Below are 25,200 nucleotides of genomic sequence, written 5' to 3' on the forward strand. Positions count from 1 at the left end.
TGATTCGATCAGCCTCCGGTCTGTGCTTTGTCGAATACTCGCCGGAAGATCTCGTCGGCGTGGCTTCCCGGTTCGGGTGTGCCTGGCGTGATGTGGAAGGTGCGACTGCCATCGGCGAGGCGTCCGGCGCGCAGGAACAGGTCGGTCGAATGCCCGGCTCGGTAGCGCTGATGTGCGAACTCGTACAGGTGGGTGACGAAGACGATCCTCACGCCCGCGTCGACCATGGCTCCGATGAGTGGAGCCGCGATTCGGGAGGCGTCTCGCTCGCTGGTCGATGCGAACGATTCATTGCACAGCAGCAGGGAATTCGGGCCGATCCGGTCGACGATGGCGCTCATTCGGAGTAGCTCGTCGACGAGTTTGCCATGGGTCATGGTGCGGTCTTCGTCGGTGACGAAATGCGTGAAAACGCCGTCGCGGATATCGGATTCGAAGCTGTCGGCAATGACGAACATCCCGGCCTGCATCATCAATTGCGCCGCGCCGAGGCTGCGCAGAAAGGTGGATTTGCCGCCGTTGTTCGCGCCGGTCACGACGATCAGCGAGCGCGCATCGGCAGCCACATTGTTGCCGATCACCGCCCGATCGGCGGCCAAGGACAGACTGATATCGCGCAGGCCCGTGCATCGAAGTCTCGGGGTGCCCGCCGGATGAATGATCGGAAGGCAGGTCGGTAGTCCCGCCCGAGTCAATCGATCGCGCAGCGTGAGACAGCCGATATAGAAGGCGAGTTCGGTGCGCAGCCGCTCGAAGAAGTCGTGCACATGGTCGGCGGCATAACTCACGACCTCCGCGACGTCGAGAAGCGCTCGGTCCTTCAGCTGCTTGACGGGGTTCAGGCCGGGGTTGGATCCGGCTTCGGGATCTTCGATGGGCTGGAAGGCACGGCTGGAACGCCGGTCGAGTCCGAAGCGGCCGCGCCGCGGGCGAATCGGTTCGTGCAGCACGATATTCGTGATCTTATTGCCGGTCCCGAGCCCAGTGCTGATATGCACGCCGTGCTCGAAATACATGGTGTCCAGCTGTGCTTCGACAGCGTCGAGATACTCATCGTCGAAACTCTGGGTCACCGTCATCACCAAGTCGGTGAGTCCGGACGAGCTGAACAGCGAGGCGTGCTGCTCGCACAGAGCGCGCAGCCGCCGGACGCAGCCAATGAGCTCGGTGAACGGTTGCAGCGCGAGCATGAGTTTGCCGCCTGATCGGCGACCGCCGCCGATCGGCCAGCGCTGGATCCGGGTGGGCTCGACGGCGATGTCGAAGAGCTCGCGAATCACTGCCGGATGGGCGCAGCAGTCGGTCAGCACGGCCTGCCGGTGGCGAATTACCTCGGGATCGACCATTGTCGCGGGCAGGATCGCCCGGACCGAATGCAAGACGATCTCGTCACCGGCTGCCATTGCGGCATACAGCGATTCCATTCCCAGGTCACCGAATGCGCGATCACCGTTGACGGCCGTGCTCGAAATCCCGCCCGACGGATACAGCAGGTTGACTCTCATTGCGCGATCCTCGCCGTGACAAGGTCGTACGTCAGTCCGTATCGCTCGGCGAGCACCACCGCGTGGGCATTGCCGTCGGCCGGTCTGCGGACGATCCGGAACGTGCGGTGCGACGGGTCGTCCGAGTCGGTGGCGGCGACCATGCTGACGGTTGCCGGTCCCGCATGGGCGAGTTCGTCGAAAAACGTCACCCACACGGCGATCGAGCCCCGCGCGATAATCTGATCGAGGACCTCGAATCCGATCTGCACGCCGTCGACAGTGCTTGTCGAGCTGAAGCTTTCGTTCAGAATGATCACGCTGTCCGGCGTGGCCCGGTCGAGGGTGTCTCGCATCCGCTCGAGTTCGGCCAGCAGCCGGCCGTCGGAATCGGCAGCCTGTTCCGCGCGTTCGAAATGCGTGCATATTCGATCCGGTAGTGCGAGTCGGGCCGAGTGTGCCGGAACCGGGCACCCGAGCGCGGCGAGATAAACGAGTTGCCCGAACATGCGCGCGAACGTGGTCTTTCCGCCCTGATTCGGACCCGTCACCACCAGGACCCGTTCCGTGCCCGACAGCTCGAAATCGTTGCACACCAAGGGCTCTTCGGTGTGCCGCCGGCGACCGGCCAGCGCCAGGTCGAAGGCCTGTTCGGCGCGAAGATCAGCGGGCTGGACCACCACCTGCGGCAGGCACATGGTCCGGCCGTCGCCGGTGATGGTCCGGGCGAAGTCGAGATACAGCAGATAGAAATGGATTTCGCGGTCGAACGTCGCCACACCTGAATCGGTGAAATGCTCATGCCTGCCCGAGAATTCGGCGAGCCGCCGGAAAGCGCCCGGATGCAGGGCGACAACTCGATCGAGGATCTGCTCCTCCATCTGGTTCATATCGGCCCATTCCGCCTCCGGCCGAGGCGGGGGAGGGGCGCCGGATCCGAAGCGCACGAACAGGTCTGCAATCGTTGCGCTGTAGTTCTGTTCGTCGGTGGCAGCGCCGACTTCGATGGTGTTGTCGACGATCCGGATGCTGTAGCGAACGGTGGACAAAGCTTGCTGTACGTCTCGTACGGCGGTCACGAGCTGACCGAATTCTGCTCCGCCGGTGTAGAACTCGACGAAGGTGCGCCACCGCACCAGCGCCTGGGACGATAACGGCAGGTCTGTCATCGCCTCGGCTGTCCGCGTGATCGCCGTGATGTAGTCCGCGGCCGCGTCGAGCAGCCACCTCTGCTTCTGTCGTGGATGCGTCAGCCGCGCCGCGCCTGCCAGCCGTCGCCGTACGCGCCGCATTCCGTGGGCGAACTCCACGAATACGGCACGTATCGCGTCATTTCCCAAGTCGCCGAAGACTTCCTGGCGGTACCGCACCGTATCCCGATCGCGCACCGGCCGCCGAAACAACGACTCGAGCCCGTATTCGTCCCCCTCGCGAAGTACCGCGGCGATCACCTGATCGATATTGAGGTCGGTCAGAGTGTCGCCATCGGCGACCACCTCCGCGATCGCCGCCGACCGCTCCGGCCACAGAACACTGCCTGCCCGCATCCCCACCTCCGTAAGCCTGTGCCTCTCTTGCAGATTAGGGAGATACCTAGCCGGTCGTCAAGCTATCGGTTCTGACCGAACTGTCCCCCGAGCCGGGCCAGCGCCCACACGGCCAGCCCGGACAGGGCGTAGAAACCACCGAAGAGGCAGGAGGCCCACCACCCCCACGCGCTGTACGCCCATGTGGTCGTGAGCGCGCCGAGAGCAGACCCGAGTGAGTAGAAGGCCATGTACGCGCCGATGACGCTGCTGGCACGGTCAGGATGCGCGGCGGTCAGCAGATGCTGGTTGCTGACGTGCACGGCTTGAACCGCGAAGTCGAGCACGATGATCCCGGCGATGAGCAGTGCCAGAGTCGGCCCGGTCCACACGATGAGCAGCCAGGACGCGGCGAGCACCAGCAGCGACCAACCGCTGATCGCCTGAGCGTGGCCGCGATCGGCCCATCTGCCCGCTCGGGCGGCGCCGAGGGTTCCCGCGAGTCCCGCCACTCCGAAGAGCCCGATGGCGGTCGTCCCGAAGGACCAGGGTTCGGCGCTCAGCGGCAGTGCGAGCCCACTCCAGAGGGTGCCGAAGGAGGCGAAGAGGAAGAATGCAATCAGCCCCCGGCTCAAGAACATTCGATCCGTGGCCACCAGTCGTCCCATCGACCTCAGCACCCGTCCGTACTGATCTCTGGACGTTCTAGCATCAGGACGCAGCCCGACCTGAGTAATGAGACCGAGCGAGCCACATAACACGGCCAGCAGGACATAAATGGCACGCCATCCCACCGTGTCACCCAGCACCCCCGCGACAACGCGAACACCGAGGATTCCCAACACCACACCCGAGGTGACAGCGCCGATATTGCGCCCACGTTCGCCCGCGGGCGACATGGCCGCGACATAGGCCACCGCCACCTGCACAACCACCGCGAACACCCCCGCAATCGCAAGCCCCGCCATCGCGACAACCCCGTTCGGCGCGGCCGCCGTAATCGCCGCCCCCACCCCGGTGAGCGCCAGCATTCCGCCGATGAGCCGCCGCCGATTCAGCAAATCACCAAGCGGCACAAGCAGAATCAGACCCGCGAAGTACCCGACCTGCCCAGCCGCAACCAGCCGCCCCAGCGACTCCGCCGACAACCCCAGCTCAGCCCCCGCCGCCTCCAGCACCGGCTGAATCGCATAGATCGTCGATACCGCCACAGCGCACACCAGCGCCAACATCACCCGCTGCGGTCGCCCAACTCCCGCCATCACGCCTCCAAAAGTAGCAAAATGAAACTAATCCAACCTAGGGTGTATCAGTTTCAAATTGCAACTCGGGGGAGCGGTGGGCGACGTCGAAGTCGGCCGCCGACTGCGCTAGCTTGTGACCGGCTGCATGGAGAGATTCCAGAAGTCGGCGTAACGGCCACCGCGAGTGAGTAATTCGTCGTGTGTGCCCGCCTCCACATTCCGGCCACCGTCCAGGAAGACGATCCGATCGGCGCGCTGCACGGTGCGCAGCCGATGTGCCACCATCACCACGGTTCGGCCTGCCATCAGACGTTCGACACCCTCGTGGACGGCCGCCTCGTTGACGGGGTCCAGCGCGGAGGTCACTTCGTCGAGCAGCACGATAGGCGCATTCTTCAGCAGGGCCCGCGCGATCGAAACACGTTGGCGCTCACCACCGGAAAGCAATGCGCCACCCTCGCCGACCTTTGTCGCCCAGCCGTCTGGGAGTCGCTCGATCACCTCGTCCAATCGTGCCGCGGATGCTGCCGCGCGCACCTCGGCCTCGTCGGCGTCGGGCCGGCCGAGTCGCACGTTCTGCTCGATGGTGCCGTCGAAGAGATAGACCTCCTGGAACACGATGGCGATCTGATCCATGAGCACGTCGGTGCTGATCGCGCGTACGTCCACACCGCCGATGCGCACCGCTCCCGAGCCCACGTCGTAGAACCGCGCAATCAGCTGGAGCAGAGTGCTTTTGCCCGCACCCGACGGTCCGACAACGGCGAGCCGCTGCCCCTCACGCACGAACAATGACAGCCGGTCGATCACCGTGCGGTCGTCCTGCTGGAAGACCACGGAATCGAATTCCAGGTCATGCCGCACCGGCCGGACCGATGTGCGCGGTTCCGGCAGTGGTTCGGTGCGCAACACCGCATCGAGCCTCGCCAGCTCGGAGCGTGCGCCGCGCAGTTGACCACCGATATCGGCCAGCGACAGTAGCGGATCGGCACAACGCGCGGCGAGCACCAGGATGGCCAGAACCGCTGCCGCGCTGATATTTCCGCCGAGCGCAAGGTATGCGCCGAGCGCAAGCAGGGCCGTGAATGCCGCTTGCACTGTGAGGGTGAGGCCCACCAGGCCCGGCAGCGCCGAGAGCGTGGAGCGTCTGGCCGCACGCTGGACCTGTGCCAGCGATTCGTCCAGCAGCTCGAACCGTTCGGCGGACCGGCCGCCGACTCGGAGCACAGGCTGGACCTGGAGGTATTCGATGACCCGCCCGGCAGCTTCGGCGTCCCGTTCGTGACGGTCGATATCGGCGGTGGCCATCGATCGGCCCGTCCACACCTGAATCGCGACCACGAGCGGTATCGCTACGAGCGCGGCCACACCCATCTGCCAGTTGAATACGAGCATCACCACGACGATCGTCAATGGAGTCACGCTGGCGGAGGTGATCGGCGCCAGCAGGTGCGCCACCGCGCTCATCGCCTGCATGATGCCCTGACCAGCCACGACGGACACCTCCCCGACACGGCCGGCAGTGAACCAGCCGAGCGGAATGCGAGCCAGGTGATCACCGAAACGGTGGAATACGCCGCGCAGTGCGGAGGCCGCCACCCGGAAGCCGGACAGATCGGCGAGGTAGCGCAGCACCGCATAGACGCCGAACGCGGCGCAGAACTCGATCAGTGCGGGCCAGGCGTCGGAGGGCGTCGCACCGAACAGTGCTCGCAGCACCGGAACCAGGAATGCGTAACACGCGCCCTCTGCCACCGCGGCCGCGATCATCAGTGCGATCGTGCGGCGCAGCGGCCGGGCGTACTCTTTTCCCAAGACCTGCAACAGCATTCGAATCATCGGAGCTTTCCTCCCGGTCGGGTGCCGACGACGGTTCCGGTCGCATCGGTGACGGATCGGTGCGATCGCCAGAACTCTGTGAATTTCCCGTTCCGCGTGAGTAGCTCGGCGGGCTTGCCCCGCTCGACGATCACCCCGTCCTCGAGCATCACGACGGTGTCGGCCTCGGCGATCGTCTCCATGCGGTGCGCGATGAGCAGAATCGTTCGATCACCCGCAAGGGTCGACAGCGCGGCACGCACCGCCAGCTCGGTCTGCGGGTCTGCGAAGGCGGTCGCCTCGTCGAGCACCAGCACCGGCGCATCGGACAGCAGCGCACGTGCGATCGAAATCCGTTGCGCCTCACCGCCGGAGAACTTCACCTGCGCGCCGATCACCGAATCGTAGCCGTGGGGCAGCTCGAGAATTCGTTCGTGAATGTTCGCCAGCTTCGCCACCCGCATCACGTCCTGAAGGTCGGCGTGCGGTACCGCCAGGGCGATATTGTCCGCCACCGATGCGCGCAGCAGACGTACGTCCTGGAAGACGAACGAGACCATCCGGTAGAGCTCACGACTGCCGAGCTCGCGCAGATCGACCCCGCCCAGCAGCACAGCGCCGTGGATGGGGTCGAAGAACCGTGGCAAAAGTTGTGCCAGAGTCGACTTTCCGCTTCCGGACGGCCCTACGAGCGCGGTGGTCGTCCCTGGTTCGAGCACCAGGTCGATGCCACGCAGCACCTCGTGGCCGGTGTCGTACCCGAATCGGACGTTGCGCAGTTCCACCCGGTGACCCTGTGCTGCGATCGGCTGCACCGGCTCCGGAAGCGGTTGCACCGCAAGCACATCACGGATCCGCGCCACCGCACGGCGGGCCGCCTGCAGATCGTCGAAACCGTGGCCGAGCGCTGCTATCGGAGCGGTCAGTCCCAATCCCAGCAGCAGGAAAGGTAGTAGATCCGCCGGAGCGAGCGAACCGTTCGTGATCAGCGCCGTACCGCCGATCAGCACGACCAGCAGTACGAAGGCCGGTGAGAGCGCCAGTGCGAGTCCAGCGGCGATAGCGGCGATGCCGAGCACCCAGCGCAGAAAGGAATCGGTGAATTCGTCCGCGGCTGTGAGGAATGCGCGATGCGCGCGCTCGCCGCCACCGAAGGCCTTGACCACCGCGATGCCCTGCACGAATTCGACCGCCGAACTCGAAATCCGTTCCATATTCGCATCCAGCGTCATCTGCTCACGCCGGCGAGTAGAGGTCATCATCAGCGGGATGATCGCGATCGCCAGCACTATCGGGATCATGGTGATCAGCGTCAACCGCCAGTCGATGGTGAACAGGTAGGCCAGTGATACCAGCGGGACGACGAAGGCGGAGACGAGCTCACCGGGAGCGTGGGCGGTGAGGGGGTGCACGGCACTCACGTCCTGGCCCACCACTTTTGCGAGTTCGCCGGTGCGGCGTCGAGAGAGCCAGCCGATCGGCGCCCGGCCGAGACGTGCGGCCAGCTGCCTGCGGAACGACAGCTGGATTCGGCCGTCGACAATATGCCCGAGTCCGGACGCAGCCGCCGTGAAGAGCAGTTTCGCCAGCAGGCCGCCCGCGCCCGCGGCAACGAGGGTCCAGACGTGACCGTGATCGATCGCTGTGGGCGACAATAGAACTCGGCCCAGTTCCACGACCGCCAGCAGCGGCGCGAGACCCGCTACCGCGCCGATGGCCTGCAGGACCACCACGGCGGCCAAACCCGGCACAAAAGCGCGTAGCAACCCCGCTACGCGCTGTTCGGCCGCATTCGATTCGGGCGCGCTATCCGATAGCGGTGTGGACTCTGCTCTCATCTGTGCGAGATCGACGGCGTTCATCGCGATAGCGCGAGCTCGGTGAACGCCTCGATCGCCTCGTCGATGGGATGTGGCTGCGGCGCGGAGCCGATTCGGTTCCAGCGCTGCAGGTTCACCGTGAGGGACATTTGCCGTGTGCGGTCGGCGCTTGTCAGAGTCAGCGCGCCGCCGCCCCAGACGGAGCCGTCGTGGCCCCAGTGGATGCCTTGACCGGGCACCGTCCGCTTGTGCAGGCCGAGGCCGTAGTCGATGGTCTTGCCCTCGAAGGAGATGACCGGAACGGTGCGCTGCATCTGCGTCAGCGCCGATTCACTGATGATGTCGCCGGCCAGCAGCAGGCCGAAGAAGCGGTTCAGGTCCGCGACGGTTGAGATCAGCGAAGCCGCCGGACCCACCCATGACATGTCGTAGACGCTGTAGTCACGCGGCGGATCGATCGTGCCGAACCACGCCTCGTAGTGCTGTGCGTGCGGTCCGTCGATATGCGGTCCGGCCGGGAGCTCGGTGTCCTGGAGCCCGGCGCGCTCGATGACGTTGCCGGTGATGCATTTCTCGGCCGTGGTACCGGTTACCAACTCCAGAAGTTGGCACAGGAGCAGGTAATTGGTGTTCGAGTACACCCCCGGCGTCTCGCCCGGGGCCCTGGTGGCAGGCGCCGAGATCCCCATCTCGATCAGCTCGGTCGGATGAAACTTTCTGAACCGATTGTCGTCCATGCTCTTCTGTGTCGTTCCCGGAGGGGCGGGGAAGACCGTGAGGGACGGGAAGGCCTGCGGAAGATAGTCGGAGAGGCCGCTGGTGTGGTTGAGCAACATCCGGACCGTGATCGCCGCACCTCGTTCGCAGGGAACCAGCCGTGGCAGGTAGTGGCCGATCGGGGTGTCGAGGGCTATTTCGCCATTGTCGGCCTGTTGCAACACAGCCGCAGCGGTGAAGGTCTTGCTGACACTGCCGACGCGATGTCGCATGTCGGCGGTGACGGGGCGGCCGGTGGCGACCTCGGCGAATCCGGCTGCGCCACGCCAGATTCGGTTGTCAGCGCGCACTTCGGCGAAAGTTCCGGGGATGCCCGCGTGATGGACGGCCTCCAGGGCGGTGTGTAGCTTCTCGGGATCGAGGGTGTCGGTCATCGGACCACTATCGATCGAGCGTTCCCCCGCGGTATTGGAAAAATTCTCCCCAGGCCCGGTGCCGGTGCTGGGAGATGGCGGGGAGATACAGCGCCGTCAGGGCTCCCGGCGTGTGGTCCGCGAAAATCGATACGTCTCGGGACAGATGGGCCTGATCGGTGTAGCCACTGTCCACGGCGACGTCGGCAATCGGCCTGCCGGCGAGCAAGCCGTCGACCGCGTGCCGGAATCGCACCAGCATGGCCGCTCGCTTGGGTGTCAGGCCGATTTGGGACTCGAACCGCGCCCCCAGGCGCTTATGGCTCCATCCGAGGGATTCGGCGAGCTCACCGATCCTCAACTGGCCGTGGGAGGTGACAATGCGATCCCAACCGGCGAGCACTTCCGCATCAGGTGTTCGCATCGGCCGCTCACACTGCGCCAAAAACGTTTTCGTCAATGCGAACCGCTCGTCCCAGGTCCGGCTGTCCGCAAGTTGCTCCCGCAGCCGCACGGCTCGCGCCCCCCACAAATCCTCCAGATCGACAACACCTCGCCCCAGATCCGCCGGGGAAACGCCCAACAGCGAATACGCCTGTATCGGCGACAAGCGCACTTCGACACACTCCGCCCGCCGACAACGGACCCGCATCGCTTCGATAGGAAGCCCCACAACGAACCCGCCGAGCCTCCGCCGCCCCACCGCATCATCGACGATCACTTCCTGATCCCCGAACCCGATCACCACAGTCACGGCCGCCGTCCCCGCAACCCGCAAATCCAGCCCACCACCACCCACATCGCGATACCCGATCATCGCGCCGCCCAGCCGCCCAACACCAGCAGCCCTCGCGAAATCCCAACCCCCCTCAGGCGCGCCGCCGAAATCCACAACTCCCACCCGCCCAGGCTACGGACAGCCGAGCCGTTTCAGCCCAAATAGGGCTGAGTACGCTGCTCCGCGTGATGTTGCAGCCGCAGCCGCACCGTGTCATGAACCGGCAGGTCCGCGAGCTCATCCAGCCCTACAAAGCGAACCTCGGTCGACTCGTCACTGACTGCGACCTCACCCCCACAGACGCACCCGTAGAACGTGACACTGAATTCCTGACGAACCTCACCATCGGCATACGCGATCACATGCTCCGGATCGGTGTAAATCCCAAGCAGCCCAGTGATTTCAATCTCCAGCCCGGTCTCCTCCCTGGTCTCCCGCACCACACACTCCTCGAGCGTCTCCCCGATCTCCATAATCCCCCCGGGCAACGACCAGTTCCCCGAGTCCCGTCGCCGCTGCAGAAGAATCCTGCCCCCGTCATCGATAACCAGCGCAGACCCACCCGGCACAAGACTATTCGCCTTGGGCGCGTTGGGATCTCGGTAGTAGTCACGCCGTCCGCTCATCAAGCTCTCCTTGAATATAGGGAGTCGTTGTATCCCATATCTGTTCGACCTGATCGGCAAAGGACGCAAATATCCCGTGTCGAGACAGGCTCCGCAGGTGTAAGGCCGGGTGCTGGTAGCCGCGTGCCCGCACGAGGTAGGGCGTGACAATCATCTGATCATCGAATCGGAACACCGAGTTGTACAGGTGCATGGTGTGCAACCCGATTCCGCATCCCGGCGTAGTCGTCAGTTGGCCAAGCATGCTCAGCGCGTTGCGGATTCGCCCTGGCAATGTGCCGTGCATCTGTTCTAAATTGTCTCGTTCGATGACGTGGGCGCAATCCGGGTCAGCGAATGCGAGTCGCGCCCGAGCCCCATTGCCGCACTTCGCCGCGATGATGTCGGCTGCGTTGGGGAGCAACTCGAGGACGAACGGGTATGCGTAGCCAATGAGATCGATCTGTTCTGTCGCCTTGAGGAGGAGTGATATCCACAGCTCGTTCGGTAAATCAGCCCGATGCCCATATGCGCCGAGGACTTCGGCCGTCGCGGGTGCGCCTGCGCTCAGGTCGGGTCGGGTCTGTGGCCAGAGCGTGGTCTCCGATTCCTCCAGTATCTGCGCCACCGCGAAGCGGGTGCGGCGATGTGGCACTCGCCCTGCGAGCCAGCGATTGACAGTCTTCGCGTCCACACCCACGGCTGCGGCGAGCGCCGCCGAGTCCAGCTGTGCTCGCAACATGGCCGACCTCAAGCGCTGGCTCATATCGGCACCTTAGTGGACGCATCCGGGACGTTTGGCGGAATTTGAAGTGTCCCAAGAAACGTCCCGCGCGCAGTTCAGATGCCTCGCTCGCGGTCATACCGTCGGGGCAGGGCTCACCGAGGAGGCATGCGATGAAAGCGGTTATCTGGATCGACAAGACGCTGTTGGAAACCAAGGGCGAACTCGATCGAGCAGAGTTCCACGCGAAGCGGCGAGCCGGTGAACTCGGCGCGTCGGTAGTCAAGACGATGTGGAGAATTCAATCGATGGACGATCCGATGGGGGAGTTGCGCAAGGCATTACATGCCGTTGATGCGCCCCTGGTGATCACGCCAACCCTCGAGCATGTAGGTGGCTCGCCCAACCCTGTGACCACGTTCGCCGAACTGGCTACAGTCGACCCGTCGAAGATCTGGGCCTGGATTCCCGCGCTGACGCGTGCACTCGCGTTCGAGGCGTGGCCACCGCTCGAGCCACGAAGGTGACTCGAATCGTGCTGGCTTCCACGTCGCCGAGCATGTCGACTCCATTGCAGCGGGCTACTTCCCGCCGGCCAGTGATTCCACGAGAGCGACCACCATATCTGGTTCCAGCGCATCGACTATCGCGTCCGGCGAATGCTGGGCCAGTTCCTCGCGGCTAGTTCGATGGGTGACGACAACGACCCGGAATCCTGCATGCCTGGCGCAGGCTATGTCGTTCGGCGCATCACCGATGACAACAGTCCGTGCAGGGTCGAGTCGATTGACATACCTGCTGGAGTATCGCTGCGAAACAACCGCTGGAAGGTCGAAGCGATCCCTCGCGTCGGATCCGAAAGCGCCGATATCGAAGTCCAAGTAGGGATCCAAACCGTTGACTTGAAGCTTGACTTCAGCGGCAGACCGCAGATTCCCCGTCAGTACGGTCTGGAGGAAGCCGTGCTCATGCAGCAATGCGATAGTGTCTGCCGCACCGGGGTAGGCGGGCTGAACTCGTGCTAGCTCCGATGCTCCTTCAGTCATAACCTCAGCCAGTTTCTGGTGGAATCGTTCGACTCCGAGTTCTGCGGTCGGTGCGGGAATGCCGGAGGCGAGAGCAGTGTCCACGACGATGGACTCGTCGGTATAGCCGTGCACGCGCGTCGCGGGGAAGGTGATGTCTGCTTCCGCGAGGGAGTAGGTGCGGGCGATAGCCCTTCTGAGCCAACGCAAATCGGCCGGAATCAGGGTGCCATCGACGTCCCAGACAACGAGTCACGCGCTCCGCACGCTCATAACCTGCATTCTGACAGACCGACGCTCCTCGGGACCGCTTCGTTTCAAAGGACCGAATTGCCGTTGGCCCCAGGTTCCTCGAGTGCGGCCGGGTCGTGGACTACCTGAAGTAGATCGGCGATTGTGAATGGTTCGCCCACCCAGCCGTCTTGCCAGACCGGAGCCCATGAACCGTCGTGGTATTGCAGCCATCGGGCAGGCCGTTCCTCGCCGAAGAGTGCAAGTACGTCATCGACATTCATGCGAATCGGTCCCGGTCGGCGGCCGCCCGTGGTTGCACAGCTGTTGGATGGTCAGTGTCCGCGTCGGTGTCAGCGTTGCCAGTGCGACAAGCACTTTCGCCTGCGGCTCAGTGCGCGGCATCTGTATCCCCTGTCGTGGTGGGGGCCAGGACAGGGGCCCTGGGCGCTTTGCCCTGACGTTAAGGGGCTGGTGGGGCTGGGATCCAGGAACTTGCTCGAGCTTGCGAATTGAGCTCTGTTCTGGCCCGGAGCCCTTGAATGCGCGGGACCATAGAACCGGTGGGCAGGTAGCTCACGCATAATCGCCGAGAAGACTAGGACTGATCATGGTGGAGCCATTACGTTTCCTGGGTCGAAGTGGGTCGCCGTCTGGCGGGTGTCCGGCGCTGTACGAAACCGATCCCGATTCGTTCTTGATCGTGGGCTGGCTGACCGATTCCGGGGCCACTGTTGAAATCCCGCATGTGCTACTGGGATTCGCCGAACACGACCTGTTCATCGGTGTGCCGCTTACAGACACGGGGCGCGGCACATTCACCGTGAGTGGGCGGCAAGTCACCGATGTGGAAACCCTCGCGGTGCTGAAGCTCGAGGAGAACGAAACCGCGATCGTGGTTCCGCGGCGCAAAAGGACGTATTTCGGTGCAGCAGCTTGACATTGAAGAAGTCAATAATCTGATTCGCAGCAGCAAGAACGAGGCCTTTCACCTTGAGTTGCTGGACGACTACGAGTCACCTGGAGGTGATCAGCCGTATCGGAACTGGCTGGCCGGAGGCATCGAGGACGATTACGCCTGGTTCCAGGACTGGCTGAGCCTGGTGCGAGAGAGCACCGCTCGCGGCGTGACGATGCGCCGGGCTCGGGTCGTCACAGTCCCTCTCACTGATTACCAACGGTGGATGCTGGAGATCACCCGGCACAATGTCGACGCAGGGGAGGAGATCCGATACCTGCCAAGGCATCTGGCCGACCGCCTCCAGCTCGGTACAGATGACTGGTGGCTGTTGGACGATGCGATCGTATCCTTCACCACGTTCGATCCTGCCGGCAATTGGGTGGGCGGAGCCGTCACGAACGATCCCCGAATTGTGGCCTACTGTCAGGGGATTCGAGACTACGCCTGGGGTTCGGCCGTGCCCTATCTCGACTTCCGTGAGTCGGGGGCGCAGTGACCCACAGCGGCGCCGCGCATGAACAACGCGAAGCTCTCGGGGCACGTCTCCGGGAGCTTCGCCGTGACGCCGGACTTACCGGGCGCAAACTGGCGGATTCGGCCGGCTGGCACGAGTCGAAAACCAGCAAGATCGAGTACGGCAAGCAAACTCCGTCGGAGGCGGACCTTCGGACCTGGTGCACGCTCACTGGCAGTCTCGATGAATTCCCGGACCTGATCGCCTCGCTGCGGAACATCCAGGCTGCGTATATGGAGTTTCGCAGGGTCCTCGGAACCGGCACTCGTCGGCGTCAGCGGATGCTCTCGCATATCGAAGGTGAAACCCAGATCATGCGGTGGTTCGAGCCCATGATCATTCCCGGGCTCTTGCAGACGCCGGACTACATCGAATGGATCCTCAGCAGAATCATCCGCTTCTACGACATCCCCAATGATGTCGACGAGGGTGTGACGGCGCGGATCGAGCGCCAGCAGGTGCTGTACCGCGGAACCCGTCGCTTCTCATTCGTGATCGCCGAGCAGGTGCTGTATACGACTGCCGGACAGGACTCGGTGATGGTCGAACAACTCGATCGACTTCTGACGGCCATGGCCTTGCCGCGCGTGCAATTGGGAATCCTGCCCAGCGCGGCCATCTACGAAGGGCCCGCGACGAACAGCTTCGTCATGTACGACAACAAGTTGGTGATTGTCGAGACTGTCACCGCCGAGCTGACGATCACCCAGCCGCGGGAGATAGCGCTGTACGGCAAGCTTTTCGATCTGCTCCGTGCACAGACGAGCTACGGTGAGGCCGCCCGCAGCCTGATTCACAAGGCGATAGAGCAGCGTCGCTGAGACCGACGCTCCTCGGCTGATGGCCGATCAATCGCGTAGTTGGGCTTTGAGGCGGGCGGCTTGGCGGGTGAGGTGGTCGCGTTCGGGGAGGTTGGGGGCTGAGTGGGCGGCTTCGGTGTAAAGGGTTGCGGCGGTTACAGGGTCACCGGCGCGCTCATTCAGGTATGCGGCGACGGCGGTGTGGCGAGGGAGGGCGGGGTCGAGGTGGGCCAGTTCGGCGAGGCCGGCGTGGGGACCGTCGGCCTCGCCTACCGCTACGGCGCGGTTGAGACGCGCTACCGGGTTGTCGGTGAGAAGTAGTAGTTCGTCGTACCACTCGACGATCTGTACCCAGTCGGTTTCCTCGGCTGTTCGGGCGTCGGCGTGGAGGGCGGCTATGGCGGCTTGGGCTTGGAATTCGCCCAATCTGTCTCGGGCCAGGGCTGTTTGGAGGATGTCGATGCCCTCGGCGATCAGGCGGGTGTCCCAGCGGGTGCGGTCTTGTTCGGCCAAAGGGACGAGGCTGCCGTCGGGGCGGGTGCGGGCGGGGCGGCGGGCGTGGTGGAGCAGCATGAGTGCGAGTAGGCCCGCGACTTCCTCGTGCTTGGTTTGGCGGGCCAGTTGGCGGGTGAGGCGGATTGCCTCTACGGAGAGGTCGATGTCGCCGGAGTAGCCCTCGTTGAAGACGAGGTAGAGGACGCGCAGGACGGTGCCGACATCGCCTGGCTGGTCGAACCGGATGCCCGAGACGGTTCGCTTGGCCCGGCTGATGCGCTGGGCCATAGTCGATTCCGGCACTAGGTAGGCCTGTGCAATCTGCTTTGTGGTCAGACCGCCGACCGCGCGCAGTGTCAGCGCGACGGCGGAGGCCGGTGTCAATGACGGGTGCGCGCACAGAAAATACAGCTGGAGTGTGTCGTCGGCTGCCTCGGCCGGGCCGGGCGGCGGCTCGGCCTCGACCCGCTGCTCCCGGTCGCGGCGCGCCGCTTCCGAGCGGTGGGCGTCGAGGAACTTGCGCCACGCAACAGTCACCAGCCAGCCCTTCGGGTCGGCGGGCTGCTGGTCCGGCCAGGACAGCGCGGCCTGTATGAGTGCCTCCTGCACGGCGTCCTCGGCCGTCGCGAAATCGACTCCACGACGCACGAGGACGCCGATCACCGCGGGAGTCAGTTCCCGCAGCAGCAATGCGTCCAGCACCTGATCTGCCCCGGCCGGTCCGGTCACTCGGTAATCGTCGGCGCGTGGCCCAGGAACGGGCGCAATTCGAGCCATTCGTGAATCGGCTTCCCACCCGCGCCCGGAGCCGCCGACAACTCACCGGCCAGTTCGAGCGCCCGCGCGTACGTATCGACGTCGATCACCATCCATCCGGCGATCACGTCCTTGGTCTCGGCGAACGGTCCGTCGGTGACCGGCGGCCGCCCCTCGCCGTCGAAGCGGACGAATGTCCCCTCCGGAGAGAGCGCCTGACTGTCCACGTACTCGCCGGTGTCCTCGAGCCGGGCGGCAAAGTCGTTCATGTACTGCACGTGTGCCGAGATCTCCTCCGGAGTCCACTGGTCCATCGGCACGTCGTTGACCGCGGCCGGCGCGCCACGATAGTGCTTGAGCAGCAAGTACTTTGCCATCATCTTCTCCTTGATGCCGTACGGCCCATTGCGGCCGTTTCACCTCGGGGACGGAGCCGCGGCCGGGATCTCGACATCCCGGCACGACATTCTTCCGGCGATCCTGCAACACAACCCACTCACGAGCATATGACCACGCCGAGCCGCGGCCGCGGCGTCAACTGGCGGCGCCGAACCATTTCGGCAGGTGGTCGAGCAGATCCTGCTGATCGTCACCGACCCACGCGACGTGCCCGTCCGGCCGCAGCAGCACCGCGGGCGCGTCCAACTCCTCGCTGATATCGACGACGTGGTCGACCCGATCCGCCCAGCCTGCCACCGACAGCAGCCCGGTTTGATCCAGCAGCAGTCCGCGACCGTCGTGCATCAGGTCGTAGAGTCGCCCTCGCTTCAGCGTGATGTCCCGCAACCGTCGGCCCAGCAGTTCGGGGCCTTCACCGAAGTTGTAGCGAACCCCGATCGCGGTGCTCTTCTCGGTCAGATACCGATTCACCTCATCGAAATCCATCAGCTCCGACAGCAGTCGGCGGACAGCCTGGGGGCCCGGCTCGGTGGACATCAGTTCGGACTGCACTCGGGTGTTGTTCAGCACGTCCTCGGCGACCGGGCGCCGTTCGGATTCGTAGCTGTCCAGCAATCCGTCCGGTGCCCAGCCGTTGATCACCGCAGCCAGCTTCCAGCCGAGGTTGAACGCATCCTGGATACCGAGATTCAGCCCCTGCCCTCCCATCGGCGGGTGGACATGCGCCGCGTCACCGGCGAGCAGCACCCGCCCGACCCGATACCGCTCGGCAAGCCGAGTGGCGTCGCCGAAGCGGGACAGCCAGCGCGGTGAGTGCACGCCGAAGTCGGTGCCGGCGAACACCCGCAGCTGCTGTTTGAACTCCTCGAGGGTCGGCGGCACCGACCGCTCCTCGGCCACACCCTCGGCGGGCACAACAATGCGGTACACCCCGGCACCTGAGGGTCCCGCGCCAAATCCCTTGTGCGTCTTGCGAACCTCGGCCACCACGGCCGCCAGCGTCTCCGGCGGCGCGGTCACCTCCATCTCGCCCAGCAGCATCTCGATCCGGGCAGGCTCGCCGGGGAATTCGATGCCGAGCAGCTTGCGCACGGTGCTGCGCCCGCCATCACAACCGACGAGGTAGCGCGAGCGCAACCGGGTGCCGTCGGCAAGTTCGACGCTCACCCCGTCCGCGTCCTGACTCAATCCGACGAATTCGCAGCCGCGCCGGATCTCGACGCCGAGTTCGACCGCGTGCTCAGCCAGCAGCCGTTCGGTGACGGGCTGCTGAATTCCCAGGACATAGGGATGCGCGGTGTCCAGCCGCTCGGGCCGTGGCTTGCTGATGCCGCCGAAGAAGCCGCCGAGCGGATGCTGTGTGCCGACCGCGAGGAATCGGTCCAGCAGACCGCGCTGGTCCAGGATCTCGGCGCTGCGCACGTGCATGCCGAGCGACCGGACATGCGCGGTCGGCTCGGTCTCCTTCTCCAGCACCACTGGCTGCACTCCCTGCAGCCGCAATTCGGCGGCCAGCATCAAGCCGGTCGGTCCGCCACCGGCAATGATCACGTCGATCATCAAAACCCCTTAATCTGCTGTACCCCATGGCATTACGGTCATCACACGGCAGCCCCGAACCATTTCGGCAGGTGGTCGAGCAGATCCTGCTGATCGTCACCGACCCACGCGACGTGCCCGTCCGGCCGCAACAGCACCGCGGGCGCGTCCAACTCCTCGCTGATATCGACGACATGGTCGACCCGATCTGCCCAGCCTGCCACCGACAGCAACCCGGTTTGATCCAGCAGCAGTCCCCGACCGCCGTGCAGCAGTTCGTACAGACGACCCCGCTTCAGCGTGATGTCCCGCAGGCGCCGCCCCAGCAGTTCGTGCCCCTCGCCGAAGTCGTACCGAATCGCGATCGCGACAATGTTCTCGATCAGATACCGGTTCACCACATCGAAATCCATCAGTTCCGACAGCAGCCGGCGCACTGCCTGCGCACCAGGTTCGAGCGACATCAATTCCATCTGCGCGCGGGTGTCGCTCAGCACGTCGGCGGCGACCGGATGCCGTTCGGCCTGGTAGCTGTCCAACAGCCCGTCCGGCGCCCAGCCATTGACAGCAGCGGCGAGTTTCCAGCCCAGATTGAACGCGTCCTGGATACCGAGATTGAGGCCCTGCCCGCCCATCGGCGGGTGGACATGTGCGGCATCGCCGGCCAAAAGTACGCGGCCGACCCGATAATGCTCGGCCTGCCGTGTGGCGTCGCCGAAGCGGGACAGCCAGCGCGGCGAGTGCACACCGAAATCGGTGCCGGCGGTCGCCATCAGCTGCTGTTTCACCTCATCCAAAGTAGGTGGGACGGTGCGATCTTCGGCCACACCCTCGGCGGGCACGACCAGGCGGAAGATTCCACCCCCGAGCGGCATGGCGCCGAATCGCAGCTGTGTCTTGCGGACCTCGGTCATCACGGCGGTAAGCGTTTCCGCCGAGGCGGTGAGCTCCACCTCGCCCAGCAGCGTATCCACCTTGCTCGACTCACCGGGGAATTCGACGCCCAGCAGCTTGCGCACCGTACTGCGGCCGCCGTCGCAACCGACGAGGTAGCGCGAGCGCAACTGCGTGCCGTCGGCCAGTTCGACGGTCACCCCCTCCTCATCTTGAATGAACCCGAGTACTTCACTGCCACTGCGAATTTCGACGCCGACCTCGAGGGCATGTTCGGTCAGCAGGTGGACCGTGACCGGCTGCGGGATGCTGAGGACGTACGCATGCGTGGTGTCCAGCCGCTCCGGTTGCGGCTTACTGATGCCCGCGAAGAACCCTCCGAGCGGGTGCTGCTTGCCGAGCGCGAGGAACCGGTCCAGCAGACCGCGCTGGTCCATCACCTCGATGGTGCGCGCGTGCATGCCCAGCGCACGCACAATCTTGGTCGGCTCGGCCTCCTTCTCCAGCACGAGCGCCCGCACCCCGTGCAGTCGCAATTCGGTGGCCAGCATCAAGCCCGTCGGCCCGGCACCGGCAACGATCACATCAATCATCGAACCCCCTGTTTCCGCTGGTTATGGCTTCGGCTGGAGATTCTGCAGCACGACCGGGGTCTTGCCGCAAGCCCCCGGGTGCGCTATATGTTGAGAGGGGGAAGGACATACATCCGGAGATGGTCGCGCATACGGTCGCGGCGTGATCACCCGTTCCGCTGCCGGGCTGACTCGCATCGCTTTGGCGCTGCCCGGTATCGAGCATTCCGAAATCCATTGTGACGCTGCCAATATCCGCAGTGCCGAGGTGGCTCGACGGCTGGGCTACCGCCTCGACCGGATCGAGCCACGTGAGGTTCGTGCGCCTGCGGAGTCGGGTTGTGGGATGTTCTGGATCAAAGACCGTCAGGGGTGAGTATTGCTGACCGGGTCCGCGGCGGTCAGTGGCCGTTGGATCCGGTGGTCAGGTCCGAGGGCAGCGGGCCGTGCGGAATGATCGGGGTGCCGAGATATGGGTGCCCACCGAAGATCTGGATTGCGGCGTAGACCGGTTCGACGATGGCCTTGCCGTCGGTGGTGGTCCCCTTGTAGTTGCCGATCAGGGTGATACTGCCGTCGGGCTGGTAACCGTAGACGGGTGAACCCGAGTCGCCGGGGCCGCCGATCCAGCTCCCGGCCGGGGGCGCGACCAGCAGCACGCACGTACTGGTTCCGGTGCCGGCGGCCTGGCATTTGGCGGTCGGCCCGATCGAGTCCGCGACGCCGCAGGCCTCGTGCATGGCCGCCGTCGTGGCATTCCATCCCGAATGACACACTCGCTCACCCGATTTGACATCGCCCTCCGCGGCGTACCCGGACACCGTCAGCACCGTTCCGTCCGACAGGGTGATCGACGAGGATAGATCCGCCGACGCCGGAGACACGACCGACAGGTCGGCGTCGCGGGTGGACTTCAGTGTCGTCATGGTGGTCACGGGAACACCGTTGAACGCGGTCGACGTAACCTGTTGGCCCACATCCGAGACCAGATGTGCGACGGTGACATGTCCGACCGGAGCGCCGGAGTCGTCGGCCCAGGCGTAACCGATGGTGCCGCAGGCAACCGCCGTACATGCCTGGAATCCACCACCGGGCGCGGGCAGACCAGGCTGCGCCGACGCTGCCGGCAGCACCGCCGACACACTTAACGCCGCAGCGGTGAAAGCCAATTTGCGAACTGATAACGGTGCGGTCATGCCGCAGATATTTACACAAAGATTCGGCGTCAGATCACAACGCGCAGGGCCTGATTGAAATATTTGCCGCGAATGCGCCACCTGGATGTTTGCGCCATTTGCACACTTGCCGCGGCTGCAGATAACGCACCGATGGCACCGGCCCTCGGCAGCAACCGATCAGGTGGTGGCCCGGTCGAGTTTCTTGCGGGCGTCGGCGAACCAGGCCTGGGTGCCGGTGAGGCCGGACGCGATCTCCTTGCGGGCGCCTTGGAATCCGTAGAGGTCTCCGGCGAAGCGGGTCAGCACCGAGCCCTCGTGCTCCTCGAGTTCTTCCAGGAGCGCGACATCACCCAGCAGATATGCGACACCGGCGACTTCACCGGCCGACCACACGTCGCGATAGTCGTCCCACCCGTGCTGCTTGACCGCGACGGCCCGCTCGATCAGCGTCGTCTGCAGCGCAGCACGGTCGGCGTCGCTGGGCTGCCGCGCCTTCAGATGGTCCCAGCTGATCGGTTCTGCATCGGACAAGTCGGATTCCGTCCCTGAGGTCTGGTATCAGCGGTGCTGCTCGAGTCCAGCTTTGCACGGGGGAGCGGAGCGAGACGCCGCGGGTGATCGTGTCGGGTAGGCGAAACTGCCTGTCCGCATTTTGCCTTCCCGACACCTCGGCTCGTCATTAGCGTTGGTGATGCACCCTGGCCGGCGGGGTGCATCCACCGAATCATCAGGGACGCGGCAGCTCGATGCGCTGCGCGTCCGCTCAGAATCAGGGGTTTTCATGGCCACGACTGCCGGTGCTGTACTCGGACAATCGAAACGACAAGTCGGTGGTGCACCCTCCCGGCCCGGGGTGGTGCTGTTCATCGTGTGCACCGCGATCTTCATGCTGATGCTCGACGCCACCGTGGTGTCGGCCGCACTCGCCGATATCCGGAGTGATTTCGACTCGTCCATCGATGGGCTGCAGTGGGTGATCGACGCCTATGCCCTGCCCCTCGCCGGACTGCTGCTGACCCTCGGAACAGCTGGTGACCGGTTCGGCCGCAAACGGGTATTCCTGTGCGGCATGACGGTTTTCACCGGCGCGTCACTGGCGCTGGTGCTGTCGGGAACCATTCTTCAGTTGAATGCGCTGCGTGCAGTCCAAGGTGTCGGTGCGGCAATGCTTTTCGCCACCGCACTGCCGCTGCTCGCGGTGGCGTACCCGGATGCACGCGCACGGGCCAAGGCGATCGGGATCTACAGCGCGGTCATGGCCGCCGCCACGGTGGCCGGTCCGGTCATCGGTGGTGCTCTGGTCACCGCCTTCGGATGGCGGTCCATCTTCACGATCAATGTGCCTATCGGAGTGGTGATCTTCGCGCTGGCCCTGCGGCGTCTGCCCGAAACACCGCGCCACCCCGACCGCCGTACGGATTGGCTCGGCTCGATCCTGCTGTCGGGCGGCTTGCTGGCGGGAGTTCTGGGCCTGACCCGAGGTAACTCCCTCGGCTGGACGTCCCTGACCATCGGGATCCTCGCGGCCACTTCGGCGGTTCTGCTGACGCTGTTCATGGTGTGGCAGTTCCGCGCCACCCATGCGCTGTTCGATGTATCCATGCTGCGCAAGCCAGGATTCGCCGGCATCGCGATCATCGCGGTCGCACATATGGCGACGCTCATGGCCGCCTCCAACTACCTGGCCATCTTTTTGATCAACACCATGGGCTTCACTCCGCTGCAGATGGGCGTGCGTCTGGTGCCGCTGAGTATCGCGGCCCTGGTGGCCGCGCCGCTGGGAGCGGTTCTGGCCAAACGAGTTCCGACCGCGGTATCCCTTCCGGCCACCATGGGTCTGGTCGTGCTCGGAATGTGGCTGCTCGGCGGTATCGACAGCACCGACTCCTGGATTCATTTCGTGCCCGGAATGATTATCGGGGGCGCGGGACTGGGTGCGATCACGACCGTGAATCAGGCGGCGGCACTGACCTTCGCCTCCGATGAGAACGCGGGAATGGCCAGCGCGACCTTCGGAACCCTGCGCCAAGTCGGCATGGCGGTCGGCGTAGCGGGACTGGGAGCGATGTTCAGCCACCGCGCACGCGATGCGGCGGCGCACGGACTGGATGCCATCCAGTCCGCCCACAATGTCACTGTGACGCCAGACCTGCGCACCCAGTTCCTGGACGGTGTCGCCGCCGGCGGCGGAACCAACGTGGTCCATGCGGTGCCGCCGGAATTCGCCTCGGCGACTCCGCTTTTGACCGATACCGCGCATACGGCGTCGATCGAGGGCCTGAACGCGCTGTTCACCCTCGGCACCGAAACCGCCCTGGCCGCCACCCTCGTTGCCGCGGTCTTCTTCGCCGCCGGGAAGTGGTTCGCTACCCGGCGGCTCGGGTAGCCACACCGCCTGCGCTGCTGCCGAGATCGGTACCGCTCCCACCGAAGAACACCGCCGGGGTGGTACCGATTTCGCGGCGGAACGCGGTGATGAACGAACTCGCCGTGGTGTAGCCGACCGCCCGGGCGACCCGCGAAATCGGCTGTCCCGCACCGAGCAACGGCAAAGCGGAGTTGAGGCGCTCGAGCGCTCGCCAGCGCTCGAAGCTGGTACCGGTCTCGGACCGGAAACGTCGCGACAGCGTACGCGCCGAGACCGACAGTTCCCGGGCCCACATATCGAGACTGCGCGCGTCCGCGGGATTCTCCTTGAGCGCGAGCGCGACTCGGCGCGCACCGGGGTCGGTCGGCAGCACCACCGGCATCACCGTCGCCGGCATGGGAACCATCAGATCCCACAGCACCGCATTGCCGCGAGCACGCCGGTCGGGCACGTGGTTCGGCAGCGTCGAGAGATACGTCATCAGGGGACCGATCAGCCCCGAGGCGTCGACGACGGTGGGCTGCCGCCAATCCAGTGGACAATCGGCCGCCTCGAAATACAGCGACAACATCTCAGCTGAGGCCGCAGGCACCACGGAATGGGGTGTCCCACCGGGAATCCAGAGCGCCCGCGCCCGCTGCACCACCCACCGGCACTCCTCGGCCACCATCGTGAGCACACCCTCCGCCGCCCAGGTCAGCTGATGCTGCGGGTGCACATGCGTCACCAGCCCGGTCGCGGACTCCAGCGGAATCACAATGCTCGGAAAATCCGCGTAGTCGAGGGTGGGGTAGTGCTCCTGCCGCATATGACCAAAGTAGTGGCCCCCGTCCGAACTTTTCGCTCTCGCGACGGAAATGGGACGGGTGTACAGGGGTGCACAGTTTTTGAGGGGTTCCGTTGTGGTTACGTAGCGTATGGCGTGACCAAACGAAACGTAATGGATTCTGGTGTTGACGGGGGATATGGCGAAGCCTGACCCCCGATAACGTTCACTTATCGGGGGTCAGGACGGTGAGGTTTGGTTTGGGGCTCAAAACGATTCGTTTCGTGTTGTTGCGTTGGAAATGACGAAACCAACGCTACGATTTTGCGGTGGCTAGCACCTGTAACTACCCGGGATGTACCCGAACGATTACGCGCGACGGGAGTCCCGGACGACCCTCCGAATACTGTGATCACCCGGACCACACCCGGTGGCGGGCCTGGCGAGAGCGCCAGCGGATACAACAGGGGGAGGTCGAGGCACCTGCCGCGAACGTCACTGTGACGCAACAGGGTCCAGCTGGGGTTGCGCGAATGCGGGCCGATGAGTTGCTGATTCAGTTCCGGACGCTGGCGGACCAGCTCGGGAACACGCTGTCGGGGGCGGTGGCCGAGCTGTCCACGCTGGCTGATCCCTCGGTGGCCGAGGCGCAGATTCAGGCTGTGCAGGCGGATGCGGCGCGACGGATTGCCGAATCCGAGATGGCGGCTTCCGCGGCCGAGAGGCTGCGCCGTGAGGCTGAGGAGTCCAGGGCGGCAGCGGAGGCCGCAGCGGAGGATGCGGCGTTCGCTGCCGAGGTGGCCGAGGCGCGTATCGCGGAGGCGCACAGCTCTCGTGACGATGCCCTGCGGGAAGTCGAGCGTATGACCAAGCAGGCGGCCGAGGATGTCTTCGCCGCGCGCACCGAGGCGGACGCCGAGATTCGTACTGCCCGAAGCGAGGCTGCCGATGATGTCGAGCGTGCCCGCCAGCAGGCGACGGAGGAGATCGAGAAGGCGCGGTCCAAGGCCGCTACCGAGGTGGAGCAGGTGCGGCGCGACAGCACCCAGCGTATGACGGCCGCGGCCGCCGAACGCGACCTCGCCGTACAGCGTGCCGCCGATGCCGAGCGCGCCATCGAACGCGCGGAACAGGCTGTGGCCGAACGCAATCAGGTGCTCGTCGAGACGCGTGACGAGGTCAGGCGCCTGCGCGAGGAACTCGAGCGCTCCCGTGCCGAACTTGCCGATTTCCGCCGTCAGGCGGCCGTCGATATTGCTACTGTGCGTACCGAATCGGCGACTGCCCTGGAGCAGGCGAGCAAGGAGTCCGCCGCCCGGCTGGCAACCCTCGACGATGCGCGCGCGCAAACCCTGGCTCGGGCCGAGCGCGCGGAAAGCCAACTCGACGGTCTGCTGGCCGAACGGACCACGAAGGCGGTGGAGACCGGGCGCGTCTAGCCGGGAAAGCCCAGCTCGCGAGTGTTTGTCCGGTTCATCAACTTTCGGCGTCTTGCCCAACTGTCCAGTACATCTGAAATGACATCGGAACGTGCAACGATGCGGCAGATTTCCTGGGGTGTGCAGCTGTATCG

The 25,200-nt window shown here is 64.8% G+C and carries 22 protein-coding genes and 2 pseudogenes; 7 read left to right on the forward strand and 17 right to left on the reverse strand.

The annotated features are described in order from the left end of the window. Window positions 1–8 precede the first annotated feature (8 nt). The 9 genes from OG326_RS23330 to OG326_RS23370 form a co-directional block, all read right to left on the reverse strand. Window positions 9–1,505 carry a MutS-related protein gene (locus tag OG326_RS23330; RefSeq protein WP_327139238.1) on the reverse strand — a complete coding sequence of 499 codons (1,497 nt, stop codon included), beginning with the start codon at window positions 1,503–1,505 and terminating at the stop codon, window positions 9–11. Continuing rightward, the gene (locus tag OG326_RS23335) at window positions 1,502–3,031 is read right to left on the reverse strand and encodes a MutS-related protein (RefSeq protein WP_327139239.1); all 1,530 of its coding nucleotides are present in this window, start codon (window positions 3,029–3,031) and stop codon (window positions 1,502–1,504) included. The genes OG326_RS23330 and OG326_RS23335 overlap by 4 nt, the downstream gene beginning before the upstream one ends. A 62-nt stretch (window positions 3,032–3,093) precedes the next feature. After that, complete coding sequence (locus OG326_RS23340; RefSeq protein ID WP_327139240.1) at window positions 3,094–4,272, reverse strand: MFS transporter; 1,179 nt, start codon at window positions 4,270–4,272, stop codon at window positions 3,094–3,096. A gap of 108 nt (window positions 4,273–4,380) precedes the next feature. Then, on the reverse strand, window positions 4,381–6,093 hold the full coding sequence (locus tag OG326_RS23345) for an ABC transporter ATP-binding protein (RefSeq protein ID WP_327139241.1): 1,713 nt from the start codon (window positions 6,091–6,093) through the stop codon (window positions 4,381–4,383). Continuing rightward, window positions 6,090–7,934, reverse strand: coding sequence for an ABC transporter ATP-binding protein (locus OG326_RS23350; protein ID WP_327139242.1), 1,845 nt, complete (start codon window positions 7,932–7,934; stop codon window positions 6,090–6,092). The genes OG326_RS23345 and OG326_RS23350 overlap by 4 nt, the downstream gene beginning before the upstream one ends. Continuing rightward, on the reverse strand, window positions 7,931–9,043 hold the full coding sequence (locus OG326_RS23355) for a serine hydrolase domain-containing protein (RefSeq protein WP_327139243.1): 1,113 nt from the start codon (window positions 9,041–9,043) through the stop codon (window positions 7,931–7,933). Before OG326_RS23355 ends, OG326_RS23350 begins: the two co-directional genes overlap by 4 nt. Window positions 9,044–9,050: 7 nt before the next feature. Beyond that, complete coding sequence (locus OG326_RS23360; RefSeq protein ID WP_327139244.1) at window positions 9,051–9,923, reverse strand: AraC family transcriptional regulator; 873 nt, start codon at window positions 9,921–9,923, stop codon at window positions 9,051–9,053. A 29-nt stretch (window positions 9,924–9,952) separates the two neighbouring features. Then, complete coding sequence (locus tag OG326_RS23365; protein WP_327139245.1) at window positions 9,953–10,426, reverse strand: NUDIX domain-containing protein; 474 nt, start codon at window positions 10,424–10,426, stop codon at window positions 9,953–9,955. Then, entirely contained in the window at window positions 10,410–11,171 is a 762-nt protein-coding gene (locus OG326_RS23370; protein ID WP_327139246.1) for a hypothetical protein, read from the reverse strand. Before OG326_RS23370 ends, OG326_RS23365 begins: the two co-directional genes overlap by 17 nt. 131 nt (window positions 11,172–11,302) lie before the next feature. Between OG326_RS23370 and OG326_RS23375 the strand changes: the two genes are divergently transcribed. Continuing rightward, entirely contained in the window at window positions 11,303–11,656 is a 354-nt protein-coding gene (locus OG326_RS23375) for a hypothetical protein (RefSeq protein ID WP_327139247.1), read from the forward strand. A 54-nt stretch (window positions 11,657–11,710) separates the two neighbouring features. On the opposite strand, the pseudogene OG326_RS23380 reads toward OG326_RS23375, so the two are convergent. Beyond that, window positions 11,711–12,394 (reverse strand): annotated as a pseudogene (locus OG326_RS23380) (HAD family hydrolase); the annotation flags it as partial. Window positions 12,395–12,995: 601 nt separating this feature from the next. Between OG326_RS23380 and OG326_RS23385 the strand changes: the two are divergent. The 3 genes from OG326_RS23385 to OG326_RS23395 are packed head-to-tail and all read left to right on the forward strand — an operon-like array spanning window position 12,996 to window position 14,681. Beyond that, window positions 12,996–13,325, forward strand: a complete 330-nt coding sequence (locus tag OG326_RS23385; protein WP_327139248.1) for a hypothetical protein — start codon at window positions 12,996–12,998, stop codon at window positions 13,323–13,325. Next, window positions 13,312–13,842, forward strand: a complete 531-nt coding sequence (locus OG326_RS23390) for a DUF6879 family protein (protein ID WP_327139249.1) — start codon at window positions 13,312–13,314, stop codon at window positions 13,840–13,842. Before OG326_RS23385 ends, OG326_RS23390 begins: the two co-directional genes overlap by 14 nt. Continuing rightward, window positions 13,839–14,681 (forward strand): helix-turn-helix domain-containing protein, encoded by an 843-nt coding sequence (locus tag OG326_RS23395; protein ID WP_327139250.1) that lies wholly within the window; start codon window positions 13,839–13,841, stop codon window positions 14,679–14,681. Before OG326_RS23390 ends, OG326_RS23395 begins: the two co-directional genes overlap by 4 nt. Window positions 14,682–14,708: 27 nt before the next feature. On the opposite strand, the gene OG326_RS23400 is transcribed toward OG326_RS23395, so the two are convergent. From OG326_RS23400 to rox (OG326_RS23415), 4 genes are all read right to left on the reverse strand, one after another. Next, a complete protein-coding gene (locus tag OG326_RS23400) occupies window positions 14,709–15,854 on the reverse strand; it encodes an RNA polymerase sigma factor (RefSeq protein ID WP_327146562.1) in 1,146 nt (381 codons plus the stop codon). Window positions 15,855–15,880: 26 nt separating this feature from the next. Beyond that, entirely contained in the window at window positions 15,881–16,288 is a 408-nt protein-coding gene (locus OG326_RS23405) for a YciI family protein (protein ID WP_327139251.1), read from the reverse strand. Window positions 16,289–16,445: 157 nt separating this feature from the next. Beyond that, a complete protein-coding gene (gene rox / locus OG326_RS23410) occupies window positions 16,446–17,870 on the reverse strand; it encodes a rifampin monooxygenase (RefSeq protein ID WP_327139252.1) in 1,425 nt (474 codons plus the stop codon). A gap of 41 nt (window positions 17,871–17,911) precedes the next feature. After that, complete coding sequence (gene rox, locus OG326_RS23415) at window positions 17,912–19,336, reverse strand: rifampin monooxygenase (RefSeq protein ID WP_327139253.1); 1,425 nt, start codon at window positions 19,334–19,336, stop codon at window positions 17,912–17,914. Between the two features lie 136 nt (window positions 19,337–19,472). On the opposite strand from rox (OG326_RS23415), the pseudogene OG326_RS23420 reads away from it, so the two are divergent. Beyond that, window positions 19,473–19,691, forward strand: a pseudogene (locus OG326_RS23420) (GNAT family N-acetyltransferase); the annotation flags it as partial. Window positions 19,692–19,716: 25 nt separating this feature from the next. Here the strand turns inward: OG326_RS23420 and OG326_RS23425 are convergent. Together OG326_RS23425 and OG326_RS23430 are read right to left on the reverse strand one after the other, a co-directional pair. Continuing rightward, complete coding sequence (locus tag OG326_RS23425; RefSeq protein ID WP_327139254.1) at window positions 19,717–20,511, reverse strand: hypothetical protein; 795 nt, start codon at window positions 20,509–20,511, stop codon at window positions 19,717–19,719. A 159-nt stretch (window positions 20,512–20,670) separates the two neighbouring features. Beyond that, the gene (locus OG326_RS23430; protein ID WP_327139255.1) at window positions 20,671–21,024 is read right to left on the reverse strand and encodes a hypothetical protein; all 354 of its coding nucleotides are present in this window, start codon (window positions 21,022–21,024) and stop codon (window positions 20,671–20,673) included. 250 nt (window positions 21,025–21,274) lie between these two features. Between OG326_RS23430 and OG326_RS23435 the strand changes: the two genes are divergently transcribed. Continuing rightward, the gene (locus tag OG326_RS23435; protein WP_327139256.1) at window positions 21,275–22,879 is read left to right on the forward strand and encodes an MFS transporter; all 1,605 of its coding nucleotides are present in this window, start codon (window positions 21,275–21,277) and stop codon (window positions 22,877–22,879) included. On the opposite strand, the gene OG326_RS23440 is transcribed toward OG326_RS23435, so the two are convergent. After that, on the reverse strand, window positions 22,860–23,669 hold the full coding sequence (locus OG326_RS23440) for a helix-turn-helix domain-containing protein (RefSeq protein WP_327139257.1): 810 nt from the start codon (window positions 23,667–23,669) through the stop codon (window positions 22,860–22,862). The genes OG326_RS23435 and OG326_RS23440 overlap by 20 nt on opposite strands. 491 nt (window positions 23,670–24,160) lie before the next feature. Here OG326_RS23440 and OG326_RS23445 point away from each other — a divergent pair, with 491 nt between their 5' ends. Next, window positions 24,161–25,066: a hypothetical protein gene (locus tag OG326_RS23445; protein WP_327139258.1), complete on the forward strand. Its 906-nt coding sequence runs from the start codon at window positions 24,161–24,163 to the stop codon at window positions 25,064–25,066. Window positions 25,067–25,200 lie beyond the last annotated feature (134 nt).

The sequence above is a fragment of the Nocardia sp. NBC_01327 genome, from assembly GCF_035958815.1.
GTDB lineage: Bacteria > Actinomycetota > Actinomycetes > Mycobacteriales > Mycobacteriaceae > Nocardia.